The 19,055-nt window shown below is 69.2% G+C and carries 15 protein-coding genes, 1 tRNA gene and 1 pseudogene; 8 read left to right on the plus strand and 9 right to left on the minus strand.

Translation table 11 applies throughout. The annotated features are described in order from the left end of the window. Positions 1 to 117 precede the first annotated feature (117 nt). The 8 genes from KQY30_RS23710 to KQY30_RS23745 all read right to left on the minus strand — a co-directional run bounded on the left by KQY30_RS23710 (position 118) and on the right by KQY30_RS23745 (position 7,536). On the minus strand, positions 118 to 2,337 hold the full coding sequence (locus KQY30_RS23710) for an FdhF/YdeP family oxidoreductase (protein WP_254407675.1): 2,220 nt from the start codon (positions 2,335 to 2,337) through the stop codon (positions 118 to 120). 149 nt (positions 2,338 to 2,486) lie between these two features. Then, positions 2,487 to 2,999 (minus strand): SRPBCC family protein, encoded by a 513-nt coding sequence (locus KQY30_RS23715; protein WP_217308559.1) that lies wholly within the window; start codon positions 2,997 to 2,999, stop codon positions 2,487 to 2,489. Positions 3,000 to 3,228: 229 nt separating this feature from the next. After that, positions 3,229 to 3,588 (minus strand): DUF6510 family protein, encoded by a 360-nt coding sequence (locus tag KQY30_RS23720; RefSeq protein WP_367997433.1) that lies wholly within the window; start codon positions 3,586 to 3,588, stop codon positions 3,229 to 3,231. A gap of 1 nt (position 3,589) precedes the next feature. Next, a complete protein-coding gene (locus KQY30_RS23725; protein WP_217308560.1) occupies positions 3,590 to 4,348 on the minus strand; it encodes a ferredoxin reductase in 759 nt (252 codons plus the stop codon). Beyond that, entirely contained in the window at positions 4,318 to 4,917 is a 600-nt protein-coding gene (locus KQY30_RS23730) for a molybdopterin-dependent oxidoreductase (RefSeq protein WP_217308561.1), read from the minus strand. Before KQY30_RS23730 ends, KQY30_RS23725 begins: the two co-directional genes overlap by 31 nt. Positions 4,918 to 5,060: 143 nt before the next feature. Next, entirely contained in the window at positions 5,061 to 6,617 is a 1,557-nt protein-coding gene (locus KQY30_RS23735) for a PP2C family protein-serine/threonine phosphatase (protein ID WP_217308562.1), read from the minus strand. A gap of 295 nt (positions 6,618 to 6,912) precedes the next feature. Then, complete coding sequence (locus KQY30_RS23740; protein WP_217308563.1) at positions 6,913 to 7,059, minus strand: hypothetical protein; 147 nt, start codon at positions 7,057 to 7,059, stop codon at positions 6,913 to 6,915. Positions 7,060 to 7,463: 404 nt separating this feature from the next. Continuing rightward, a tRNA-Arg gene (locus tag KQY30_RS23745) sits at positions 7,464 to 7,536 on the minus strand. A gap of 307 nt (positions 7,537 to 7,843) precedes the next feature. Between KQY30_RS23745 and KQY30_RS23750 the strand changes: the two are divergent. The 7 genes and pseudogenes from KQY30_RS23750 (at position 7,844) to KQY30_RS23780 (ending at position 17,057) form a co-directional block, all read left to right on the plus strand. Next, positions 7,844 to 9,441 (plus strand): annotated as a pseudogene (locus KQY30_RS23750) (dynamin family protein). 151 nt (positions 9,442 to 9,592) lie between these two features. Next, positions 9,593 to 11,407 (plus strand): YfjP family GTPase, encoded by a 1,815-nt coding sequence (locus tag KQY30_RS23755; RefSeq protein WP_254407296.1) that lies wholly within the window; start codon positions 9,593 to 9,595, stop codon positions 11,405 to 11,407. Positions 11,408 to 11,544: 137 nt separating this feature from the next. Further along, a complete protein-coding gene (locus KQY30_RS23760; RefSeq protein ID WP_217308564.1) occupies positions 11,545 to 12,123 on the plus strand; it encodes a single-stranded DNA-binding protein in 579 nt (192 codons plus the stop codon). 225 nt (positions 12,124 to 12,348) lie between these two features. After that, complete coding sequence (locus KQY30_RS23765) at positions 12,349 to 13,773, plus strand: Cys-Gln thioester bond-forming surface protein (protein ID WP_254407297.1); 1,425 nt, start codon at positions 12,349 to 12,351, stop codon at positions 13,771 to 13,773. A 334-nt stretch (positions 13,774 to 14,107) separates the two neighbouring features. Beyond that, positions 14,108 to 15,772 (plus strand): energy-dependent translational throttle protein EttA, encoded by a 1,665-nt coding sequence (gene ettA, locus KQY30_RS23770; RefSeq protein ID WP_217308565.1) that lies wholly within the window; start codon positions 14,108 to 14,110, stop codon positions 15,770 to 15,772. 2 nt (positions 15,773 to 15,774) lie between these two features. Continuing rightward, positions 15,775 to 16,290, plus strand: a complete 516-nt coding sequence (locus KQY30_RS23775) for a thioesterase family protein (RefSeq protein WP_217308566.1) — start codon at positions 15,775 to 15,777, stop codon at positions 16,288 to 16,290. A gap of 14 nt (positions 16,291 to 16,304) precedes the next feature. Beyond that, a complete protein-coding gene (locus tag KQY30_RS23780; RefSeq protein ID WP_217308567.1) occupies positions 16,305 to 17,057 on the plus strand; it encodes a hypothetical protein in 753 nt (250 codons plus the stop codon). 168 nt (positions 17,058 to 17,225) lie between these two features. On the opposite strand, the gene KQY30_RS23785 is transcribed toward KQY30_RS23780, so the two are convergent. Then, the gene (locus tag KQY30_RS23785; protein ID WP_217308568.1) at positions 17,226 to 17,630 is read right to left on the minus strand and encodes a globin; all 405 of its coding nucleotides are present in this window, start codon (positions 17,628 to 17,630) and stop codon (positions 17,226 to 17,228) included. Positions 17,631 to 17,837: 207 nt separating this feature from the next. Here KQY30_RS23785 and KQY30_RS23790 point away from each other — a divergent pair, with 207 nt between their 5' ends. Then, complete coding sequence (locus tag KQY30_RS23790; protein ID WP_217308569.1) at positions 17,838 to 18,938, plus strand: methyltransferase domain-containing protein; 1,101 nt, start codon at positions 17,838 to 17,840, stop codon at positions 18,936 to 18,938. Positions 18,939 to 19,055: the final 117 nt, after the last annotated feature.

The following is a 19,055-nucleotide window of genomic DNA, read 5'->3' on the forward strand; positions in this document are numbered from 1 at the left end:
TGGTGAGGACGTCCGGCGCGGCGGCGCGAACGCGGCTCGCCGGCGGCTGAACCGACGAAACCGACGGCGGCACCGGCCGGAGCCGGCGCCACCCTGATCCCCCCGTGGCTCGTACGGTTACTTCGCCACCCGCCGCATGGAGGGTTCGAGGCGGATGACGATCCCTTTGGAGGTCGGTGTGTTGCTGATCTCAGCGACGCTGTCCAGCGGCACCAGGACATTGGTCTCGGGATAGTACGCGGCGGCGCAGCCACGCGCGGTCGGGTACGAGACAAGGCGGAAATTGTCCGCGCGCCGCTCGATTCCGTCGCGCCACACACCGATGAGATCCACCTGGCTGCCGTCGATGAGGCCGAGTTCCTTGAGATCGGCCGGGTTCACCAGAACGACCCGCCTGGACCCGTGGATTCCGCGATAGCGGTCGTCCAGGGTGTACGGGATGGTGTTCCACTGGTCGTGGGAACGCATGGTCTGGAGTACCAGATGCCCTTCGGGAGCCTCCAGCATCTGGAATTCGTTCGCGGTGAACATGGCCTTGCCGCTCGGGGTCGGGAAAACGCCTTCGTTCACCGGGTTGGGCAGTCCGAAACCCCCGGGACCGGTCACGCGCTCCGTGTAATTCTCGAACCCTGGGACCACGCGGGCGATCCGCTGCCGGATGTTGTTGTAGTCCGCCTCGAATTCGGCCCAGGGCACATCGGCTGCGTCCGGCCTGTCGCGAAGGGTGAGCCGGGCGAGCTTGGTGAGGATGGCCACCTCGCTGAGCAGCTTCTTCGAGGCCGGTTCGAGCCGTCCGTGCGAGGCGTGCACCTGGCTCATCGAGTCCTCGACGGTGATGAACTGTTCGCCGCTCGCCTGCCTGTCCTTTTCGCTGCGGCCGATGGTCGGCAGAATGAGCGCGATGTCGCCGCAGACCGTGTGCGAGCGGTTCAGCTTGGTCGAGATATGGGCCGTGAGACGGCACCGGCGCATGGCCTGCTCCGTCGCACGGCTGTCGGGCGTAGCCCGTACGAAGTTGCCCGCGAGGCCCAGAAAGACCCGGGCGCGGCCGTCGCGCATGGCCCGGATGGAATTGACGGTGTCCCAGCCGTGCTCGGCCGGCGGGGTGAACGAGAATTCGCGCCCCAGTGCGTCCATGAAATTCTGTGGCATCTTCTCCCAGATGCCCATCGTGCGGTCGCCCTGGACATTGCTGTGGCCGCGCACCGGGCATGCGCCCGCACGGGGTTTTCCGATATTCCCGCGCAGCAGCAGGAAATTGACGATCTCCCGGATCGTGGGCACCGCGTGCCTGTGCTGTGTCAGGCCCATCGCCCAGCAGACGACGATCCGTTCACTGCGCAGCACCAGGTCGCGTACCTTCTCGATCTCGGGGCGCCCAAGTCCGGTGGCCGCGCGAACATCGCGCCAGGACAGATTGCGGACATGTTTGTCGAACTCGGTGAAACCGCTGGTGTGGTTCTGGATGAAATCATGGTCGAGCACTGTGCCGGGACGGGCGTCCTCGGCCTCCAGCAGCAGCAGATTCAGCGCCTGGAAAAGGGCGAGGTCGCCGCCGACACGGATATGCAGAAACCGGTCGGCGATCCGGGTGCCCCGGCCGATCACACCGCGTACCTCCTGCGGGTGCTTGAACCGGATGAGTCCGGCCTCGGGCAGGGGATTCACGGCGACGATATGGCCTCCGTTGAGCTTGGTCTGTTCCAGGGCGGTGAGCATACGAGGGTGATTGCTGCCCGGATTCTGGCCCACCAGAAAGACCAGATCGGCGTGGTGGATGTCCCGTAGACTCACATCCCCCTTGCCGACGCCAAGCGTTTCGTGCAGCGCCGCACCGCTCGACTCGTGGCACAGATTGGAGCAGTCGGGAAGATTGTTGGTGCCGAAGGCGCGTGCGAAGAGCTGGAATACGAAGGCCGCTTCATTACTGGCCCGCCCCGAGGTGTAGAAGACGGCTTCGTTGGGGGACTCCAACTGCCGTAGTTCTCCGGCGAGCAGGCCGAGCGCTTCGTTCCAGTTGACCGGCTCGTAATGGTCGGAGCCGGCGCGCTTCACCATGGGTTCGGTGAGCCGCCCCTGCTGGTTGAGCCATCGGTCCGATTTCCCGGCCAGCTCACTGACCGAATAACGCTCGAAGAACGGCGCCCGGATCCGCCGGGAGGTTGCTTCGTCATTGACGTGTTTGGCGCCGTTCTCGCAGTACTCGTTCTTGGTCCGATGCCCGGGTACGGGATCCGGCCACGCGCAGCCCGGGCAGTCGAATCCCCGGGTCTGGTTCATGTTCAGCAACGTCAGAGCCGTACGCTGGGGCGAGGTCTGCTCCAGTGAGTACTCCATGGCGTGCACCACCGCGGGCACACCGGTCGCCCAGGTCTTGGGGGAAGTGATGCGTGGGTTGTCACCGCTCGGGTCGGCGACCGGTGGTTTTCTCTGCACAAGCCTCAGCCTTTCGCATAGGGAATTCCGCCAATTCCGCCATCCGCCGCTCAGCCCGTGGGCCAGGTCGGAACCAGCGGGCAGCCCAGTGCGGGGTCGGGCCGTACTCGTCCGGACCGGATCTCGCCCCGCCAACTCCCGGTCTCCCGCCCCTGTACCTCGATGAATTCCTTGAAGGACTCCATCCCCCGGTCGACTCGGCGCTGTGCGAGATTCAGGGCACTTCCAGTTTTGTGGACCACTCCGCACGGCGTGAGATCCAGCCGCAGATTCACCCGTGTACGCCCGGAGTCGAGGGATTCGAAGGTGACCGTTCCTTTGTGCCGGGGCTCGGTCAGCATCAGCCAGGACAGTCGGTCATCGGGATGCTGTTCCACGATCTCCGCGTCGAACTCACGGGTGACCGCGCCGACTCGGGCGATCCAGTGGGTCAGCGCGCGCTGGGGCTGCTGAATGCTCTCCACCCCTTCCAGGAAGCGGGGAAAACTTTCGAACTGCGTCCACTGGTTATAGGCGGTACGGACGGGAACGTCGATGTCTATCGACTTCTCGATGATGGTCATACCGGCTGATCCCTCCGCTGCCAGTAACAGGGCGATTAGGAATGCGCGTGTCACGGGGATAGTCATGGGGATAAGTAATTTTCATTAGATACCGATACGAATCGGTGTGCATGTCGTCGGAACCGGACGTGTGTCGAACGGGTGACGGGAGGCCGGGGCTACGCACGCCAGGCCGCGCAAGCCCGGGGCGCACACATTGGGCCGCACACGTCCGGCCGTACGGGCGTCTTCAGGGGCCGAGGGGGATTCTGAGCGTGGTGGCTCCCCGCAGATCGAGCCACGCGCTCTCGGTTCCGCGGACCAGCCGCATGATCACCTGGTCGCAGTCGGGGCAGCGGGCCACCAGCCCCGGGGCTCGCCCGTACACCCGCAGCCGCGCCACCGGGCCCGTACTGCCGCAGTGGGCACAGCGGCTGAGGGCGCCGGTCAGATCGACGGCGAAGATCTCGGAGAGCGGCCCCGCGAGCGCATTGCCGTCTTCGTACGCGTACACCATGGGCTCTTCGCCGCGGGTCGGGCCGTGCGCGATTGGGCCGTGCGCGGTCTGGCCGTGCGCGGTCGGGTCGTGCGTGGGGTCCATCGGGTCCATGTCAGCCTCCGGTGGGACCGAAGCGTTCGGTACGAATGCGCTCCGGAGCATGGTTGTTGCCGACCAGATATGTGGCCGCCGTCTCGACAAAGCCCGTGGGGCCGCAGACGTAACAGGTCGGCTCGAAGTCCTCCGGCCACCCCCAGCGCGCCAGGTCCTCGCCGGTCAGCCGGCCTGCCGCCCGGGGCCAGCCGGACGGTGTGGTGCGCGTATACAGAAAGGTCGTGTCGAGTCCCGGTTCGCCGTGGCTCAGTTCCGGTACGTAGATACGGTCTTCGCTGCCGCGTACGGAGTACACCAGCCGGAACGGCACGCGGCTGCCCACCGCCCGGCGCACCCGGATCATCGACATCAGCGGCACCAGCCCGGATCCCCCGGCCACCAGCAGCACCGGCTCGGACTGCTCTTCCGGCCGCCATACGAACCAGCCGCCGACCGGGCCGCGTACCTCGACCGGATCCCCGACGGCCAGGTCGTCCGTCAGATACGGGGAGACCTCACCGTCCGCCACCCGCTGGACCGTCAGTTCGATCCGGTCGCCGTCCGGCGCGGAGGCCAGTGAGTAGCTGCGCTGGGTGCTGTAACCGTCCTCGGCGGTCAGCCGCAGGTCGAGATGCTGCCCCGGCAGATGGCCGGGCCAGCCGGGAACGGCCAGGGCCAGCGTCTGCGCCGTCGCCGATTCGTACCGCCGCTCGACCAGCTCGGCCGTACTCCAGCGCAGACGGTCGCCTAGTCGCCTTGGTACCGCTGTTCGCGCCATGGGTCTCCGTAGTCGTGGTAGCCGGCGCTCTCCCAGAAGCCCGGATCGTCCTCGGGCATCAACTGGATTCCGTGCACCCACTTCGCGGACTTCCACAGATACAGATGCGGGACCAGCAGCCTGGCCGGACCGCCGTGCTCCGGGGCGAGTGGGGCTCCGTCGTACTCGTACGCGATCCATGCCCTGCCGTCGAGGAGGTCCTCCAACGGGAGGTTGGTCGTGTAACCGCCGTACGAAAAGACAAGCGCGAAATCGGCGGCCGTTTCCACATCGGCGAGCAGGAGATCCAGCGACACGCCCTTCCAGGTGGTGTCGAATTTCGACCACTTCGTGACGCAGTGCAAATCCACTGTCGGCGTCTCCGCGGCCAGGTCCATGAGCCGGCCCCAGTCCCAGGCGTGCCGGACGCCGGTCTCGGTCGTGATCGTGAACTCCCATTCCTCGCGGCTCACGCGCGGCGTGGGCCCGGCGGACAGAACGGGGAAATCGAAGGTTTCGTACTGCCCGGGAGGCAGCTTCCGCCCTGACTCGGGACGTCGCCCGTGAAAACCACGCGAGATGACAGCCATGCTCCGCTCTCCTCCCTGGAGGATCGGCGATCGGGCGGTCGGCGGTACAGAACTCCCGGTCGGCGGTACCGAACTCCAGGGTGCGCCTTTCGCTCCGCTTTGTTCCACTCGGGTTCCGCTGGGGCGATCGGTCGGCTGAGCTGTCACCGAGGTCCGGTGCGTGCGAGCAGCAGTGCGACATCGTCCGAGGGCGCCTTCGGGCCGATCATCGTGTCGACGGTGTGGTGGCACAGCTCGGCGAGATCGGACACCGGTGCCATCAGTGCTTTTCTGAGCCGGCCCAGTCCCATGTCGATATCGGCGTTCCGGGTCTCGATGAGTCCGTCCGTATACAGGGCGACAATGCTGCCCTCGGGAAGTCCGACATCGATCGATTCGTAGGGTTCATAGGGCGAGAGGCCATAGCCGATTCCGGTTCCGCCGGGGACATCGACGAGAGCGACCTCGCCGGAAGGAGTACGGACCATGGGCGCCGGGTGGCCGGCCCGCGCCATGGACCAGATTTTCCGGGACGGGTCATAGACGGCATAGAGGCAGCTCGCTACGACGGTGCCATTGAAGCCGTCGGCGTTCTCGTTCTCATTGGACAGACGAACGGCCAAGGCGTCGAGGCGGGTGAGAAGTTCGTCCGGTGGCAGGTCCAGGGTGGCGAGGGTGTGAACGGCGGTCCGCATCTGGCCCATGGTCGCGGCCGCGCCAATGCCATGGCCGACCACATCCCCTATGACCAGGGCGACTCGGCCGCCCGTCAGCCGAATGACGTCGTACCAGTCTCCGCCGACTCCTTCGTGCATGTCCGAGGGAAGGTAGTGCGACGCCACCTCCACCATCGGTCCTCCGTAAAGGTCATGAGGAAGAAGATTGCGCTGAAGCGCGAGCATCGCTGACCGCTCGCGGGTATAGAGATGAGCTTTGTAGACATGCAAAGAAGCCCGGAGCACCAGCTCCTCGGCGAAAAGCAGGTCGTCGCGGGAGAACGGTACGGGATTGTCATTGCGTACGAATACGGCTATCCCCAGGACTTCGTCGCTCGTCTTCAGCGGCACCATCATCACCGAATGCATCCTGGTTCTGTTGATGACCTTGGCGCGGATGGGATCTTTGTCCAGCCAGGTGCCGCGCGACGTGTCCAGCACCGGTTCGAAGTGGGAACGGCCCGACTCCAGCGCGTTCAGAAAGGGCGAGGGCCGGGGCACATAGACCGCCTCGCCGAGGGCGAACGTGGACTCCGGCAGGCCGGGGTGGATCGATGCGACACCGGCGCGGCGGAATACCGGGATCCGCGCCCGTACCGGCTCCAGGCGATTGAGCGGCGGGGTCTCGCCGATGGGGACGGCGTCGGCGAGATCGACCGTTGCATAGTCGGCGAGGAGGGGCACGGCCATGTCCGCCAGTTCCTGCGCGGTCGTCATGACGTCCAGGGTGGTGCCTATACGCCTGCTCGCCTCGCTGAGCAGGGCGAGACGGCGCCGGGCGCGACTCCTCGTAACGTCGGTCAGTGTCATACAGACACCGATGCCGCTTCCGGCTGTGCCGACGACGGCATCGGCGGAATCCATTGAATCCAGGGCATCGATGGAATCGACGGCATCGATTTTCCAGAGCGACAACGAAATCACGCGGTCCTCGCCATAGCCGGAGACCAGCGGGAATTCATGATCGATGATCGGTTTCCCGTCCCGCAGGACTTGGCCGACCATCCGTTCGACGCTTCCTGCCCCGAATCCGCGCATGGCGTCACGCAGAGGCAGTCCCAGTACGCTCTGTGTCCCGAGCCGGTCCTTTGTGAACAGGGAGCTGAGCCATACACACCGCAGTCGGTGATCCCACACGCTCATGAGACCGGGAGTCCGGTCCAGGAGCGCACGTATGGTCATGGTTCCCACTTCCGGCCTGGGGCTCCGGCGGATGGCGTCCGACGCCCGTTAGATCGGCGTTAGAACGGCCAAGGGTACGGCCCACGATATCCAGCGCGGGAAAAGATGTCCTCGGGCGCTATTCGGAGAAGAGGGCGACGGCGCGTGGGAGCGTGTCGCGGTCGGTCCTGGAGAGCGGGTCGAGAAGAAAGGTGTGGATCGTCCGGACGTACGGACCGTCCCGGACGTGCGCGGGGTCGGGTCCGCCGCAGGACGGCATGGCCACGATCGGTGCGGACGACAGAGGGCGCGCCTGGGCCGCAGGTCCGAGTGGACGAGGCGAGGCAGCGCGCGGTGTGAACTCCCGTGTGCGGAAGAGTCCTTGACAGGTGCGCATACGGGAAGTCCTGCTACGGGGAGCGGTTGGCGCGGGACGCGACGACGGCGGTGCCGGCAGGAGCGGGCGTTCACGATGCCTGCCGCACTACCACACGCGAGCGGTTCCGTCGTAACGCCCTTCGTGGGACCGGCCGTTGGGCGCGGTCCGGAGCCCGGTTTCCGGTTCGCGCGACCCCGGATTAGGCTGATGCTGTCAACCCCGGTCCCGCCCCGTTGAAGAACGCGCCGTGACGGCTGCGAGGGCTGTGGACAAGCCCTCCGTGGGGGAGGGCCGTGCATCGCGCGTAGAAGCGCCCCCGGCAGGACTCGAACCTGCGGCCAAGTGCTTAGAAGGCACCTGCTCTATCCACTGAGCTACGGGGGCCGGGCGGTGGCCTCGGTGGCCTGGAGCCCTGGGTGGGTGGTTCCGTGACCTAGCCGGGACAAGGATAGGGCTCCGATCGCCTTGACCCGGTTGCTTCACGTGCGTGGCACGATGTGGAGGTTCGGTGAAGCGAACCGATAATCGCAGGCAGGTGCGATTTGCGCATCGCTTTTGGCCTCCCGCGCCCCGGGTGTTGTGCACTCGTTATGCCTGCGCCCCACTCGTCCCGTCTGTCCCCTGTGCTTGATCGGCGCGCAGAGATGCCTATACGCTTCAAAAAGGCTCCAAAATTGGGCATTCTTCGCATGTGGTGACCTTGGATGTACGGCCCGAGCTGATCGACGCACTTTCCGCACTGCGCGACTGTGTCGCTGCCGTGCGTCTGCCGCTGCCCCTCCCGGGCGCGCCGCGTGCCCGGCAGACCAGGGCCGAGCTGCTCGCGCAGCTCGACGACTATCTGCTGCCGAGGCTGCGGGACCCCGAGGCGCCCCTCCTCGCGGTCGTCGGCGGATCCACCGGTGCGGGAAAGTCCACACTCGTCAACTCCCTTGTGGGGCGGCGGGTCAGTGAAGCGGGGGTGTTGCGGCCCACCACACGTACCCCCGTTCTTGTGTGCCACCCCGAGGACCACCACTGGTTCGCCGGAATGCGGGTGCTGCCACATCTCACCCGGGTCTGGCTGCCGCAGCAGGAGGAGGACGGGGGGCCCGGCGCGGACACCCTGGGGAAGAACATGATCCGGGTGGAGACCGCCGCCTCCCTGCCCCGGGGGCTGGCGCTGCTGGACGCTCCGGACATCGACTCGCTCGTGGTGGACAATCGTTTGCTCGCCGCCGAGTTGATCTGCGCCGCGGACGTCTGGGTCATGGTCACCACCGCCTCCCGGTACGCGGACGCCGTCCCCTGGCATCTCCTCCGTACCGCCAAGGAGTACGACGCCTCGCTGATCACCGTTCTCGACCGGGTCCCGCACCAGGTGATCAACGAGGTGTCGCGGCAGTACGGGGCGCTGCTGAGGCGGGCGGGACTCGGCGACGTACCCCGGTTCACCGTCCCCGAGCTGCCCGAGTCGGCGGGCGCCGGGCGCGGGCTGCTGCCGGCCACCGCCGTCGCGCCGCTGCTGGGCTGGCTCGCGCACCGGGTGCAGGATCCGGCCGCCCGCCAGCAGGCGCTCGTACGGACCGCGGCCGGGGTGATCCATTCGCTGAACGTACGGATGCCGGAGCTGGCCGGGGCGGTGGCCGCACAGTACGCCGCCTCCGTGCGGCTCACCGCGGCCGTCGAGGAGGCGTACGCGGCCGAGGGCGAGCGGGTGCGCAGACAGCTTCAGCGCGGGGCGGTGCTTGCCGGGGACGCCCGTACGCGCTGGCGCGGCTACCCCCGGGACAGCTCGGCCCGGGAACTGCTCGACTCGCTGGCCGAGAGCCTGGGCGCGCTGCTGCAGTGCGCCGTCGCCGCGGCCGAGGAGCGGGTCACCGAGGCATGGCAGCGCGAGCCGGCGGCCGGGGCGCTGCCCGCACCGAGCCCGGACGGCGAGGGGGCGGAACGGGTCGGGATCGCCGTACGCCGCTGGCGCCGCGTCCTGGAGGAGCTGGCCGAGGAGGAGGTACGGCGCATCGAACGGGGCTCCGCGCCCGACGCGGAGACCGTGGCGGCCCTGCTCGCGGCGGCCCTGCTCGGGGGCGCCGGTCGCGGGCCGCGGGGGAGCGGCTCGCGGAGCGGATCGGGGCGAGGGGCGCGCTGCGGCTGCGCGACCGGGGCGGGGCGCTGGTGACGACGTACATCGACCGCGTGCTGCACGGGGAGCGCGACCGGCGGCTGGCGCCGCTCGACGCCCTTGACGTGACGCCGGAGCCGCAGGCCGAACTTATTGCCGCGCTGTCCGTACTCCAGAAGGAGAGATGAGACCGAAGTGGCTGATGTGACCTCTGTTACGGACAAGGCCGATAAAGCCAATGGATCCAGTGGGGCCGATAAAAATACCAGGGCGGATTATGTGAGTAATGCGGTCGATATGAATAAAGCGAATGTTGATAATAGTTCCGTTGCTGGGGGCGTGGTCGAGCCAGGCGTCTCCGGCGCTTCCGGCGAGGCATCCGGGGGCTGGGACGACGGACTGATCGCCCGTCGCGTCGCTGAGAAGGGCGCCGACAGCGAACTGGACGGCGTGGGCGATCTCAGCGGAGTGCAGGGCACGTACGGGACGCACGGCGTCCAGGGCCTGACCGGTGTCCAGAGCGGCGGTGACGCCGCCCCCGGCGAGAGCGGCGCGCACATGCCCATCGGCGGGATGTACGAGGGTCCGCTGCGGAGGCGTCTCGACGCGCTCGGCGAACTGCTCGGGCTCTCCAGGGCCCGGCTCGACGGCTCGCTCCTCGCCGAGGCCGGGCGGGTCCTGGACGAGGCGTCCGCCCGCCAGCGGCTCTCCGCGCACCACACGGTCGTCGCGATCGCGGGAGCCACGGGCAGCGGCAAATCGACCCTGTTCAACGCGCTGGCCGGGGTGCCGATCTCGGAGACCGGGCTGCGCAGGCCCACCACCTCCGCCCCCATCGCCTGTATGTGGTCGGACGGCGCGGCCGGGCTGCTCGACCGGCTGGCCATCCCGGGGCGGCTGCGGCGCAGACCGCTGGCGGGCGGCGACGGCGACGACCAGTTGCAGGGCCTCGTCCTCGTGGATCTCCCGGACCACGACTCGGCGATGGTCCACCACCGCGAGCAGGTGGACCGGGTGCTCGCGCTGGTGGACGCGGTGATCTGGGTCGTCGATCCGGAGAAGTACGCGGACGCGGCCCTGCACGAGCGCTATCTGCGGCCGCTGGCCGGGCATGCCGAGATCACCTTCGTCGTGCTCAACCAGATCGACCGGCTCCCCGGCGAGTCCGCGGACCTGGTGCTGGATGATCTGCGCCGGCTGCTGGACGAGGACGGCATGGCCCTCGGCGAGCACGGCGAGCCGGGCGCCACCGTCCTCGCGCTCTCCGCGCTCAGTGGGCAGGGCGTGGGCGAACTGCGCGAGCTGCTGGGACGATTCGTCCAGGAGCGGAACGCGCCGGCGCGGCGGCTCTCCGCCGATGTGGACGCGGCGGCCCTGCGGCTGCGCTCCGCGTATGTCGCGAAGGGGCGGCCCGGGCTCGGCGAGCGCTCACGCGAACAGTTCGCGGACCGGCTGGCGTGGGCGGTCGGCGCGGTCGCAGCGGGCGAGGCGGCGGAGCGCGAGTGGCTCAGGAACGCCGGGCGCGCGTGCGGGACCCCGTGGCTGCGGCTGTGGCGGTGGTACGAGAGCCGGCGGATGCCCGGCTACAAGCCGCCGCGGCCCCCGGTGGTGGTGGAGGAGGAGCTGACGGCGCGGCAGCGGGTCGAACAGGCGGTGCGTACGGTCGCCGAGGAGGCGTCCGCGGGGCTGCCCGCGCCATGGGCGAACTCGGTGCGCGAGGCGGCGGCACGGGGCGCGCGCGGGCTGTCGGAGGCGCTGGACGAGCTGGCGGCGAAGGCGGCGGCCCCGGGCGGCCGGCCGCCGCGGCCCGCCTGGTGGCCCGCCGCCGTGATGGCACAGGCCGTTATGACGCTGCTTCAGATCTTCGGCGGGCTCTGGCTGGTGGGGCAGATCGTCGGCGTACTGCCACCGGGGCTGATCCCGCCCGTGCTGGTGATGCTCGCGGGGATCATCGGGGGGCCGCTGGTGGAATGGGCGTGCAGTACCGCGGCGCGCGCACCCGCGCGGCGGTACGGGCAGGACGCCGAACGGAGACTGCGGGAGGCGGCCGCGGGTTGCGGACGGGCGAGAGTGCTCGACCCGATCGCGGCGGAGCTGATGCGGTACCGGGAGGTGCGGGAGCAGTACGTGGCGGTGTCCAGGGCGGGACGATGACGGGCGCCTCCTGGTGGGGCGGGTGACGGGGTTTTCCACAACTGGCCGGTAATACACAGGCTTCAGCGCGTTCTTTCCGTCCCGTGCAGCATGGAATCAGTCAATGAGCCAATGCGGCAGGGACGGGAGGAGCCGTTATGAACGACACCGTGGTGACGGTGGTGGGGAATGTGGCGACGGGCGTGGAATTCCGCGAGTCGGCCTCGGGCGGGGTGGCGCGCTTCAGATTCGCGGTGACCGCGCGCCGCTGGGACCGGCTCAAGAACGCCTGGGCGGACGGGCCGACGAGTTTCTACACGGTGTGGGCGTGGCGGACGCTGGGGGCGAATCTGGCCGCGTCGGTCTCCGTCGGCGAGCCGCTCGTGGTGCACGGCCGGCTGCGGGTGCGCGAGGACGAGCGGGAGGGGCAGCGCAGGGTCTCGGCGGACATCGACGCGTTGGCGGTCGGACACGATCTGACGCGCGGGACCTCGGCTTTCAGACGTGTGGCCAGGGCGGCTGTCTCCCTGACGGAGCGTCATAAGGCAACGACACAGGGGCAGGAGGGGCCGTTACGGGAACGGCCGCGGGAGCGGCACGGACCGGAGCGGCACGGCCGGGAGCCGTTCCCCGAGTCGGTCGCGGAGCCCGTGGCGGCGGGTCCGGCCGGGGGTGCGGGGGCCGTGGTGCCGGATCGGGGAGGTGGCATGATTCCCCGCGCGATCCCCGTTGCCTGAGCGGCAGTTGTGGAAATTTGTCGATATACCCAGGCGTATTCCATGGTTGCCTCGGAGTGTCGATAACGATTCCGATTCGGAACGGTTGCCGGGGCGTATGAGCGGGCATCCGTGGTTCCCTCCCTCCATAGGATTCGCGAGTACTCACGGGGCACTTGAGTCTGCCGGCGAGGCATCCCCCCAACGCGTTCTCACGCGACAGAACCTCGCCCGAAGGGGAATTCTGTGTTTTCTGCGATATCTGCGTCATCCGTACGGAGGCGAGGCACCGCCCGTCTTGCCGCCGCGGTTCTCGTATCGGGTCTGGTCGCGCTGGGCTCGCTGGCCGGTGCCGGTACGGCCGCCGCCGACGGGACTCCCCAGCACCCGGGCGGCGCCGCCGCGACCCTCGACGGGCTGAAGACCTACGACGGTGCCGTCCTCCACATCAACGGCAAGGACCAGCAGCTTCCCGCCGGACTGTTCGAAATGACCGTCGACGGCGGCGGCAAGCTCAAGACGTACTGCATCGACATCCACAACCCGACCCAGGAACAGGCGAAGTACCAGGAGACGCCCTGGGACCAGACCTCGCTCGGCGCCAACAAGAACGCCGGGAAGATCCGCTGGATCCTGGAGCACTCCTACCCGCAGGTGGACGACCTTCCGGCGCTGGCCGAGGCCGCGGGCACCGGGCCGCTCACCGAGAAGACCGCCGCGGCCGGCACCCAGGTCGCGATCTGGCGCTACTCGGACGACGCCGATGTCGACGCGAGCGACCCGCAGGCCGAGAAGCTCGCCGACTGGCTGGAGAACAGCGCCCAGGACAGCGCGGAGCCCAAGGCCTCGCTCACCCTGGAGCCCGGCGCGGTCTCCGGCAGGGCCGGTGAGCGGCTCGGTCCCGTCACCGTCCGCACCGACGCGGACAGCGTCACGGTGACGCCGCCCGCCGACGCGTCGGTCACCGGGGTCAGGATCACCGACAAGGACGGTGCTCCGGTCAGCACCGCCGCCAATGGCACGGAGCTGTACTTCGACGTGCCGTCCGACGCCTCCGACGGCACGGCCTCGCTCGGGGTCCAGGCCACCACCTCGGTGCCGGTCGGCCGGGCCTTCGCCGGGGTGACCAAGAGCCAGACGCAGATCCTGGCCGGTTCCAGCGACTCCACGGTCACCGCGGCCGCCACCGCGACCTGGGCCAAGCAGGGCGCGATCCCCGCGGTCACGGCGGAGAAGAACTGCGCCGAGGGCGGCGTGGACATCACCACCACCAACACTGGCGACGAGCCGTTCACCTTCGAACTGAAGGGCGTCGAGCACACCGTCGCGCCGGGGACCACGGAGACCGTGACCGTGCCGGTCGGCGAGGACGAGGCGTACGACATAACGATCACCGGCCCCGCCGGGTTCACACAGAACTTCACCGGTGTCCTGGACTGCGCGACCACCGGCACGCCCGGTCCGGTGACCGAGCAGCCCTCCTCGCAGCCCAGCGCTGCCTCGGCCGGCGGGGTCACCGCGGTCAGCTCGGGCAGCACGGGCGGGCTGGCCGAGACGGGCTCGTCCAGCGCGACCCCGATCATCGCGGGCATCGCGATCGCCCTGGTGGTCCTCGGCGGCGCGGCCGTCTTCTTCCTCCGCAAGAAGAACGCCTCGGCCCCGGAGGAGTGACCGGCTCCCCATGAGGTGACTCACGAGTGCTTGATGCCCCGAGAGTGAGCGCACCCCGGCGCTGAGTAACACGGCGCCACCACTGGCCCCCGGCATGCGACAGCGCGCTGGGGGCCGTCTCCGTACCGCACCGGGCGTGCGGCACCGGTCGTACGACACGGGCCGCACGGCACCGGCCGTACCGATACGCCCGTACTGATGCCCCCGTGCCGCTGTGCCCGTGCCGCCGTGGTGCTGGTTTCCATCGGGGGGTGGACGTCAGGCAAGATTGGTGTATCTGCCCTCACGCGGCGGAGCCGCACATTGGCCCTTCTCGACTGCCGGACGGTTTCTCTTGGCTGAGTACATCTACACGATGCGCAAGACGCGTAAGGCGCACGGCGACAAGGTCATCCTCGATGACGTGACGCTGAGCTTCCTGCCGGGAGCGAAGATCGGTGTGGTGGGTCCGAACGGCGCCGGCAAGTCCACCGTGCTGAAGATCATGGCGGGCCTGGAGCAGCCGTCGAACGGCGACGCGTTCCTGTCCCCGGGCTACACCGTCGGCATGCTCCTCCAGGAGCCGCCGCTGGACGAGTCCAAGACCGTCCTGCAGAACGTCCAGGACGGCGCGGCCGAGGTCATGGGCAAGCTCCAGCGCTTCAACGAGGTGGCCGAGCAGATGGCCACCGACTACTCCGACGCGCTGATGGAGGAGATGGGCAAGCTCCAGGAGGACCTCGACCACGCCAACGCGTGGGACCTGGACACCCAGCTCGAACAGGCCATGGACGCGCTGGGCTGCCCGCCCGGCGACTGGCCCGTCACCAATCTCTCCGGTGGTGAGCGCCGCCGGGTCGCGCTCTGCAAGCTGCTGCTCGAAGCCCCCGACCTGCTGCTCCTCGACGAGCCCACCAACCACCTGGACGCCGAGTCGGTCCAGTGGCTGGAGCAGCACCTCGCCAAGTACCCCGGCACCGTCGTCGCCGTCACCCACGACCGGTACTTCCTCGACAATGTCGCCGGCTGGATCCTTGAGCTGGACCGCGGCCGCGCCATCGGCTACGAGGGCAACTACTCCACCTACCTGGAGACCAAGCAGACCCGGCTCAAGGTCGAGGGCCAGAAGGACGCCAAGCGCGCCAAGCGGCTCAAGGAAGAGCTGGAGTGGGTCCGCTCCAACGCGAAGGGGCGCCAGGCCAAGTCCAAGGCCAGGCTGGCCCGTTACGAGGAGATGGCCGCCGAGGCCGACAAGATGCGGAAGCTGGACTTCGAGGAGATCCAGATCCCGCCGGGCCCGCGGCTCGGCGGCGTGGTCGTCGAGGTGGAGCATCTGTCCAAGTCGTTCGGCGAGAAGGTCCTGATCGACGACCTCTCGTTCTCGCTCCCGCGCAACGGCATCGTCGGCGTGATCGGTCCGAACGGCGCGGGCAAGACCACGCTGTTCAAGATGATCCAGGGCATCGAGGAGCCCGACTCCGGCACGATCAAGATCGGTGACACGGTCAAGATCAGCTATGTCGACCAGGGCCGCGCCAACATCGACCCGAAGAAGTCGCTGTGGGCCGTCGTCTCGGACGAGCTGGACTACATCAATGTCGGCCAGGTCGAGATGCCCTCGCGCGCCTATGTCTCCGCCTTCGGATTCAAGGGCCCGGACCAGCAGAAGCCGGCCGGGGTGCTCTCCGGCGGTGAGCGCAACCGGCTCAACCTGGCGCTGACCCTCAAGCAGGGCGGCAATCTGCTGCTCCTCGACGAGCCGACCAACGACCTGGACGTCGAGACCCTGTCGTCCCTGGAGAACGCGCTGCTGGAGTTCCCGGGCGCGGCTGTGGTCGTCTCCCACGACCGCTGGTTCCTGGACCGCGTCGCCACGCACATCCTGGCGTACGAGGGCGACTCCAAGTGGTTCTGGTTCGAGGGCAACTTCGAGTCGTACGAGAAGAACAAGATCGAGCGGCTCGGCGCCGACGCGGCCCGTCCGCACCGCGCCACCTACAAGAAGCTCACCCGGGGCTGAGGATGGCCCGGCACCTCTACCGCTGTCCCCTGCGCTGGTCGGACATGGATGCCTTCGGGCACGTCAACAATGTGGTCTTCCTCCGCTATCTGGAGGAGGCCAGGATCGACTTCATGTTCCGGCTGGCGCCCGGGGACGGCTCCCCGTCGTTCTCCGGCGGGTCCGTCGTGGCCCGCCACGAGATCGACTACAAACGCCCGCTGGTCCACCGGCACACGCCGGTGACCGTGGAGTCCTGGGTGACGAAGATAAACGCCGCGTCGCTGACGATCGCGTACGAGATCAAGGACGACGAGTACGCGGACGAGGTGTACGTACGGGCCTCGACGGTCGTCGTGCCGTACGACCTCGCGGCCGGGCGGCCGCGCCGGATCACCGAGGAGGAGCGGTCGTTCCTGCTGAAGTATCTGGACGACGACCACACCGGTACGGCCGGTAAGCCCGATGGCCCGGACAACACCGACAACCCGGACAACACTGGCAACGACGACGACAGCAAGGACGCCCTCGCGGCATGACGGTGCCTGTACCCATGACTGTGCGGAAACTGGAGTTCGCCGACGCGAGGGAGGCGGCCGATCTCGCCGCCTTCCTCGCCCGGCTGATCCACTACGACCGTGCCGCCGCCGTCCGGCTCCAGGCCGGGGGCGGCGCGCTCGCGGTGTTCGGCCGGCCCGCGTCCTTCGAGGTGCTGGCGATCCGTACGGCCAGACTCGCCGGGCCGTACGAGTTGGACATCACCGTCTCCGCCGGTGAACTGCTCGAAGCCATCGACGAACAGGCCGGCAGCGCGATGGTGCCCGCCGCCGTCACCGGGCCGCCCTGGGCCGGGGTGCTGCCGCCGCGCGGCGGCTGGCAGCGGGTGGCGGGGCTGCCGGGCGAGGAGGCGATCCGGGGCGCGCTGTCGGCGGCGGTCGCCGAATTCCGTTCCCGGGACGAGGGGTTGACGCCCGGCGACCGGACCCGGGCCGCGCGCGACCGGATCGGCCGGGAGATCTGGTCCCGTACCCTCGGCGACACCCGGCTGCCGCTGCGGGCGGTGCACGCCGCGCAGTCGCTGGGATTCCTGCGGCCGGTACGGGCGATGGTGTCCGCCCCGGCGGCGGCGTCGGCCACGGCGGTTCCTCCGGTGTCCGAGAAGCAGACGCAGCAGTCGAAGCCCGCGGTCCCCGAGCGGCCGTTGGCGCTGCTGGAGTCGGGGAGCTGGCTCCGGCTCCGTACGCCGTACGGCTCGATAGCGGTACGGCGCGCGGGACTCGGCGGCCTGACGGTCACCCCGGCCTGATCCCGCCTCCCGGCCTGATCCCGCTTCGTGCGGGATCGCGGTCCGTACTGAGCCTTGGTTTGCTCGGGATCCCGGCTCGTACGGGGTCCTCGCTCGTGCGGAATCGCGCGTCGTACGGAATCGCTCGCCCGTACCGGGTCCCGGCTCGTATCGAACCGTCCCCCGGCGTCAGCCTTCCGCGTTCACCATCGTGGCGGCGGCGTAGGTCAGATACTTCCAGAGCTGCCGCTCGTGCTCCTCGGACAGCCCCAGCTCGTCGACCGCCACCCGCATGTGCTTCAGCCAGGCGTCGTGCGCGGCGCTGTCGACGGTGAACGGGGCGTGGCGCATCCGCAGCCGGGGATGGCCGCGGTTGTCGCTGTAGGTCCGGGGACCGCCCCAGTACTGCATGAGGAAGAGCGTGAGGCGCTCCTCTGCGGGGCCGAGATCCTCCTCCGGATACATCGGGCGCAGCAGCGGATCCTCCGCGACTCCCTGATAGAAGCGGCGGACCAGGCGTCGGAAGGTCTCCTCGCCGCCGACCTGCTCGTAGAAGGTCTGCTCCTGAAGCGTGCCGTGCGGAATCTCGTTCACCCGTCCATCGTCTCAGACCGACCGGCCGAGGACCTTCGCCCTAGGACCGGCCCCTGATACGGAACCGACCCCTCCGAAAACGCACGGGCAGGAACCGGAACCGTACGGGGCGGGAACCACCCGCGCGCGTGAACCGCCCCCGGAATGAACCACCTCCACCTGCCGGGCCCACTCGCTTCCTGGGCGCTCACCCAGGACAGTGGAAGGATGGGCGCACACCGTGACGACGCGTACGGTCCCGACGACCCCGAGGCGGCAGAGGCACGCGCCGGGCTGGTCGCGGAGATCGCGCTGACCGGAGCGCTGGACGACCCCGCCTGGCGGGCGGCGTTCGAGGACGTGCCGCGCCATCTGTTCGTGCCGTACTACTTCGTGGGCCGGCCCGGCGGCTACGACCGGCTGTGGGGCGGGGACCGCGATCCGGTACGGCGGCGGCGCTGGCTGCACGGAGCCTATGTGGACGGGCCGCTGGCGACCCGGGTGCGCGACGGCGAGCAGATCTCGTCGAGCAGTCAGCCCTCCCTCATGGCCCGCATGCTGGCGGAGCTGGACGTACGGGACGGGGACCGTGTCCTGGAGATCGGCGCGGGCACCGGCTACAACGCTGCGCTGCTCTGCCACCGGCTCGGCGACAAGCTGGTCACCACCATGGATCTGGACCCGGAGATCACCGAGTCCGCCCGGGCGCATCTCGCGGCGGCCGGCTACCGGCCCGCCGTCGTCACCGGCGACGGCGCGCGCGGCTGCCCCGAGCGCGCTCCGTACGACCGGATCATCGCGACCTGCACCCTGCCGTCGGTGCCGACGGCCTGGCTGGAGCAGTGCCGTCCCGGGGCCCGGATCCTGGCGCCGCTCGCCACCGGGGTGATCGCGCTGCGCGTCGGCGGGCACGGCGGTACGGCCGGTGGAACAAGCGGCGCAATGAGCGGCGGTACGACCGGGGACGGTACGACCGGCGGCGGAACGGGCCGGGAGGACGAGCGCGGCACCTGCGCCGAGGGGCACTTCCTGCACACCGCTGCCTACTTCGTACCGCTGCGGGGCACACCGGGCACCGCGCTGATGCACCGGCCGCTCGGCGGACTGCCCCGGCGCGCCGTCGAGAACGACCTCTTCCGCTTTCTGCTCGCGCTCACCGCGGGCAGCCTCGATCCGCACGAGGCGCTCTCGCTCTGGGAGCGCGAGCGCCGCCCCGGGCGCGAGCGGTTCGGGGTCACGATCGCCGACGGCCGGCAGTGGGCGTGGCTGGACGACCCGGCGGGGCCGTACGCCTGGCCCCTGAGCCCGAGCCGTATCACCCGCGCGTGAGCCCGCGAGCCCCGGCAGCCCGCAAGCTCCGGTAGTCCCCCGAGCCCCGGCAGCCCGGCGAGCGCTGAGCGGCACCGGCCGGATGGTCGACCGCTCAGCCGCTCAGCCGCGCTCAGC

The organism is Streptomyces sp. GMY02 (genome assembly GCF_019056675.1).
Lineage (GTDB): Bacteria > Actinomycetota > Actinomycetes > Streptomycetales > Streptomycetaceae > Streptomyces > Streptomyces odonnellii.

Coding starts and splice junctions, on each gene's coding strand:
- KQY30_RS23720 (WP_367997433.1), bottom strand. CDS start 3,588: ATGGACCCGATGGACCCCACGCACGACCCGACCGCGCACGGCCAGACC.
- KQY30_RS23715 (WP_217308559.1), bottom strand. CDS start 2,999: ATGACCATCATCGAGAAGTCGATAGACATCGACGTTCCCGTCCGTACC.
- KQY30_RS23710 (WP_254407675.1), bottom strand. CDS start 2,337: ATGGAGTACTCACTGGAGCAGACCTCGCCCCAGCGTACGGCTCTGACG.
- KQY30_RS23735 (WP_217308562.1), bottom strand. CDS start 6,617: ATGGTCGGCCAAGTCCTGCGGGACGGGAAACCGATCATCGATCATGAA.
- KQY30_RS23725 (WP_217308560.1), bottom strand. CDS start 4,348: ATGGCGCGAACAGCGGTACCAAGGCGACTAGGCGACCGTCTGCGCTGG.
- KQY30_RS23730 (WP_217308561.1), bottom strand. CDS start 4,917: ATGGCTGTCATCTCGCGTGGTTTTCACGGGCGACGTCCCGAGTCAGGG.
- KQY30_RS23775 (WP_217308566.1), top strand. CDS start 15,775: ATGGCCCGGCACCTCTACCGCTGTCCCCTGCGCTGGTCGGACATGGAT.
- KQY30_RS23760 (WP_217308564.1), top strand. CDS start 11,545: ATGAACGACACCGTGGTGACGGTGGTGGGGAATGTGGCGACGGGCGTG.
- KQY30_RS23790 (WP_217308569.1), top strand. CDS start 17,838: ATGGGCGCACACCGTGACGACGCGTACGGTCCCGACGACCCCGAGGCG.
- KQY30_RS23780 (WP_217308567.1), top strand. CDS start 16,305: ATGACTGTGCGGAAACTGGAGTTCGCCGACGCGAGGGAGGCGGCCGAT.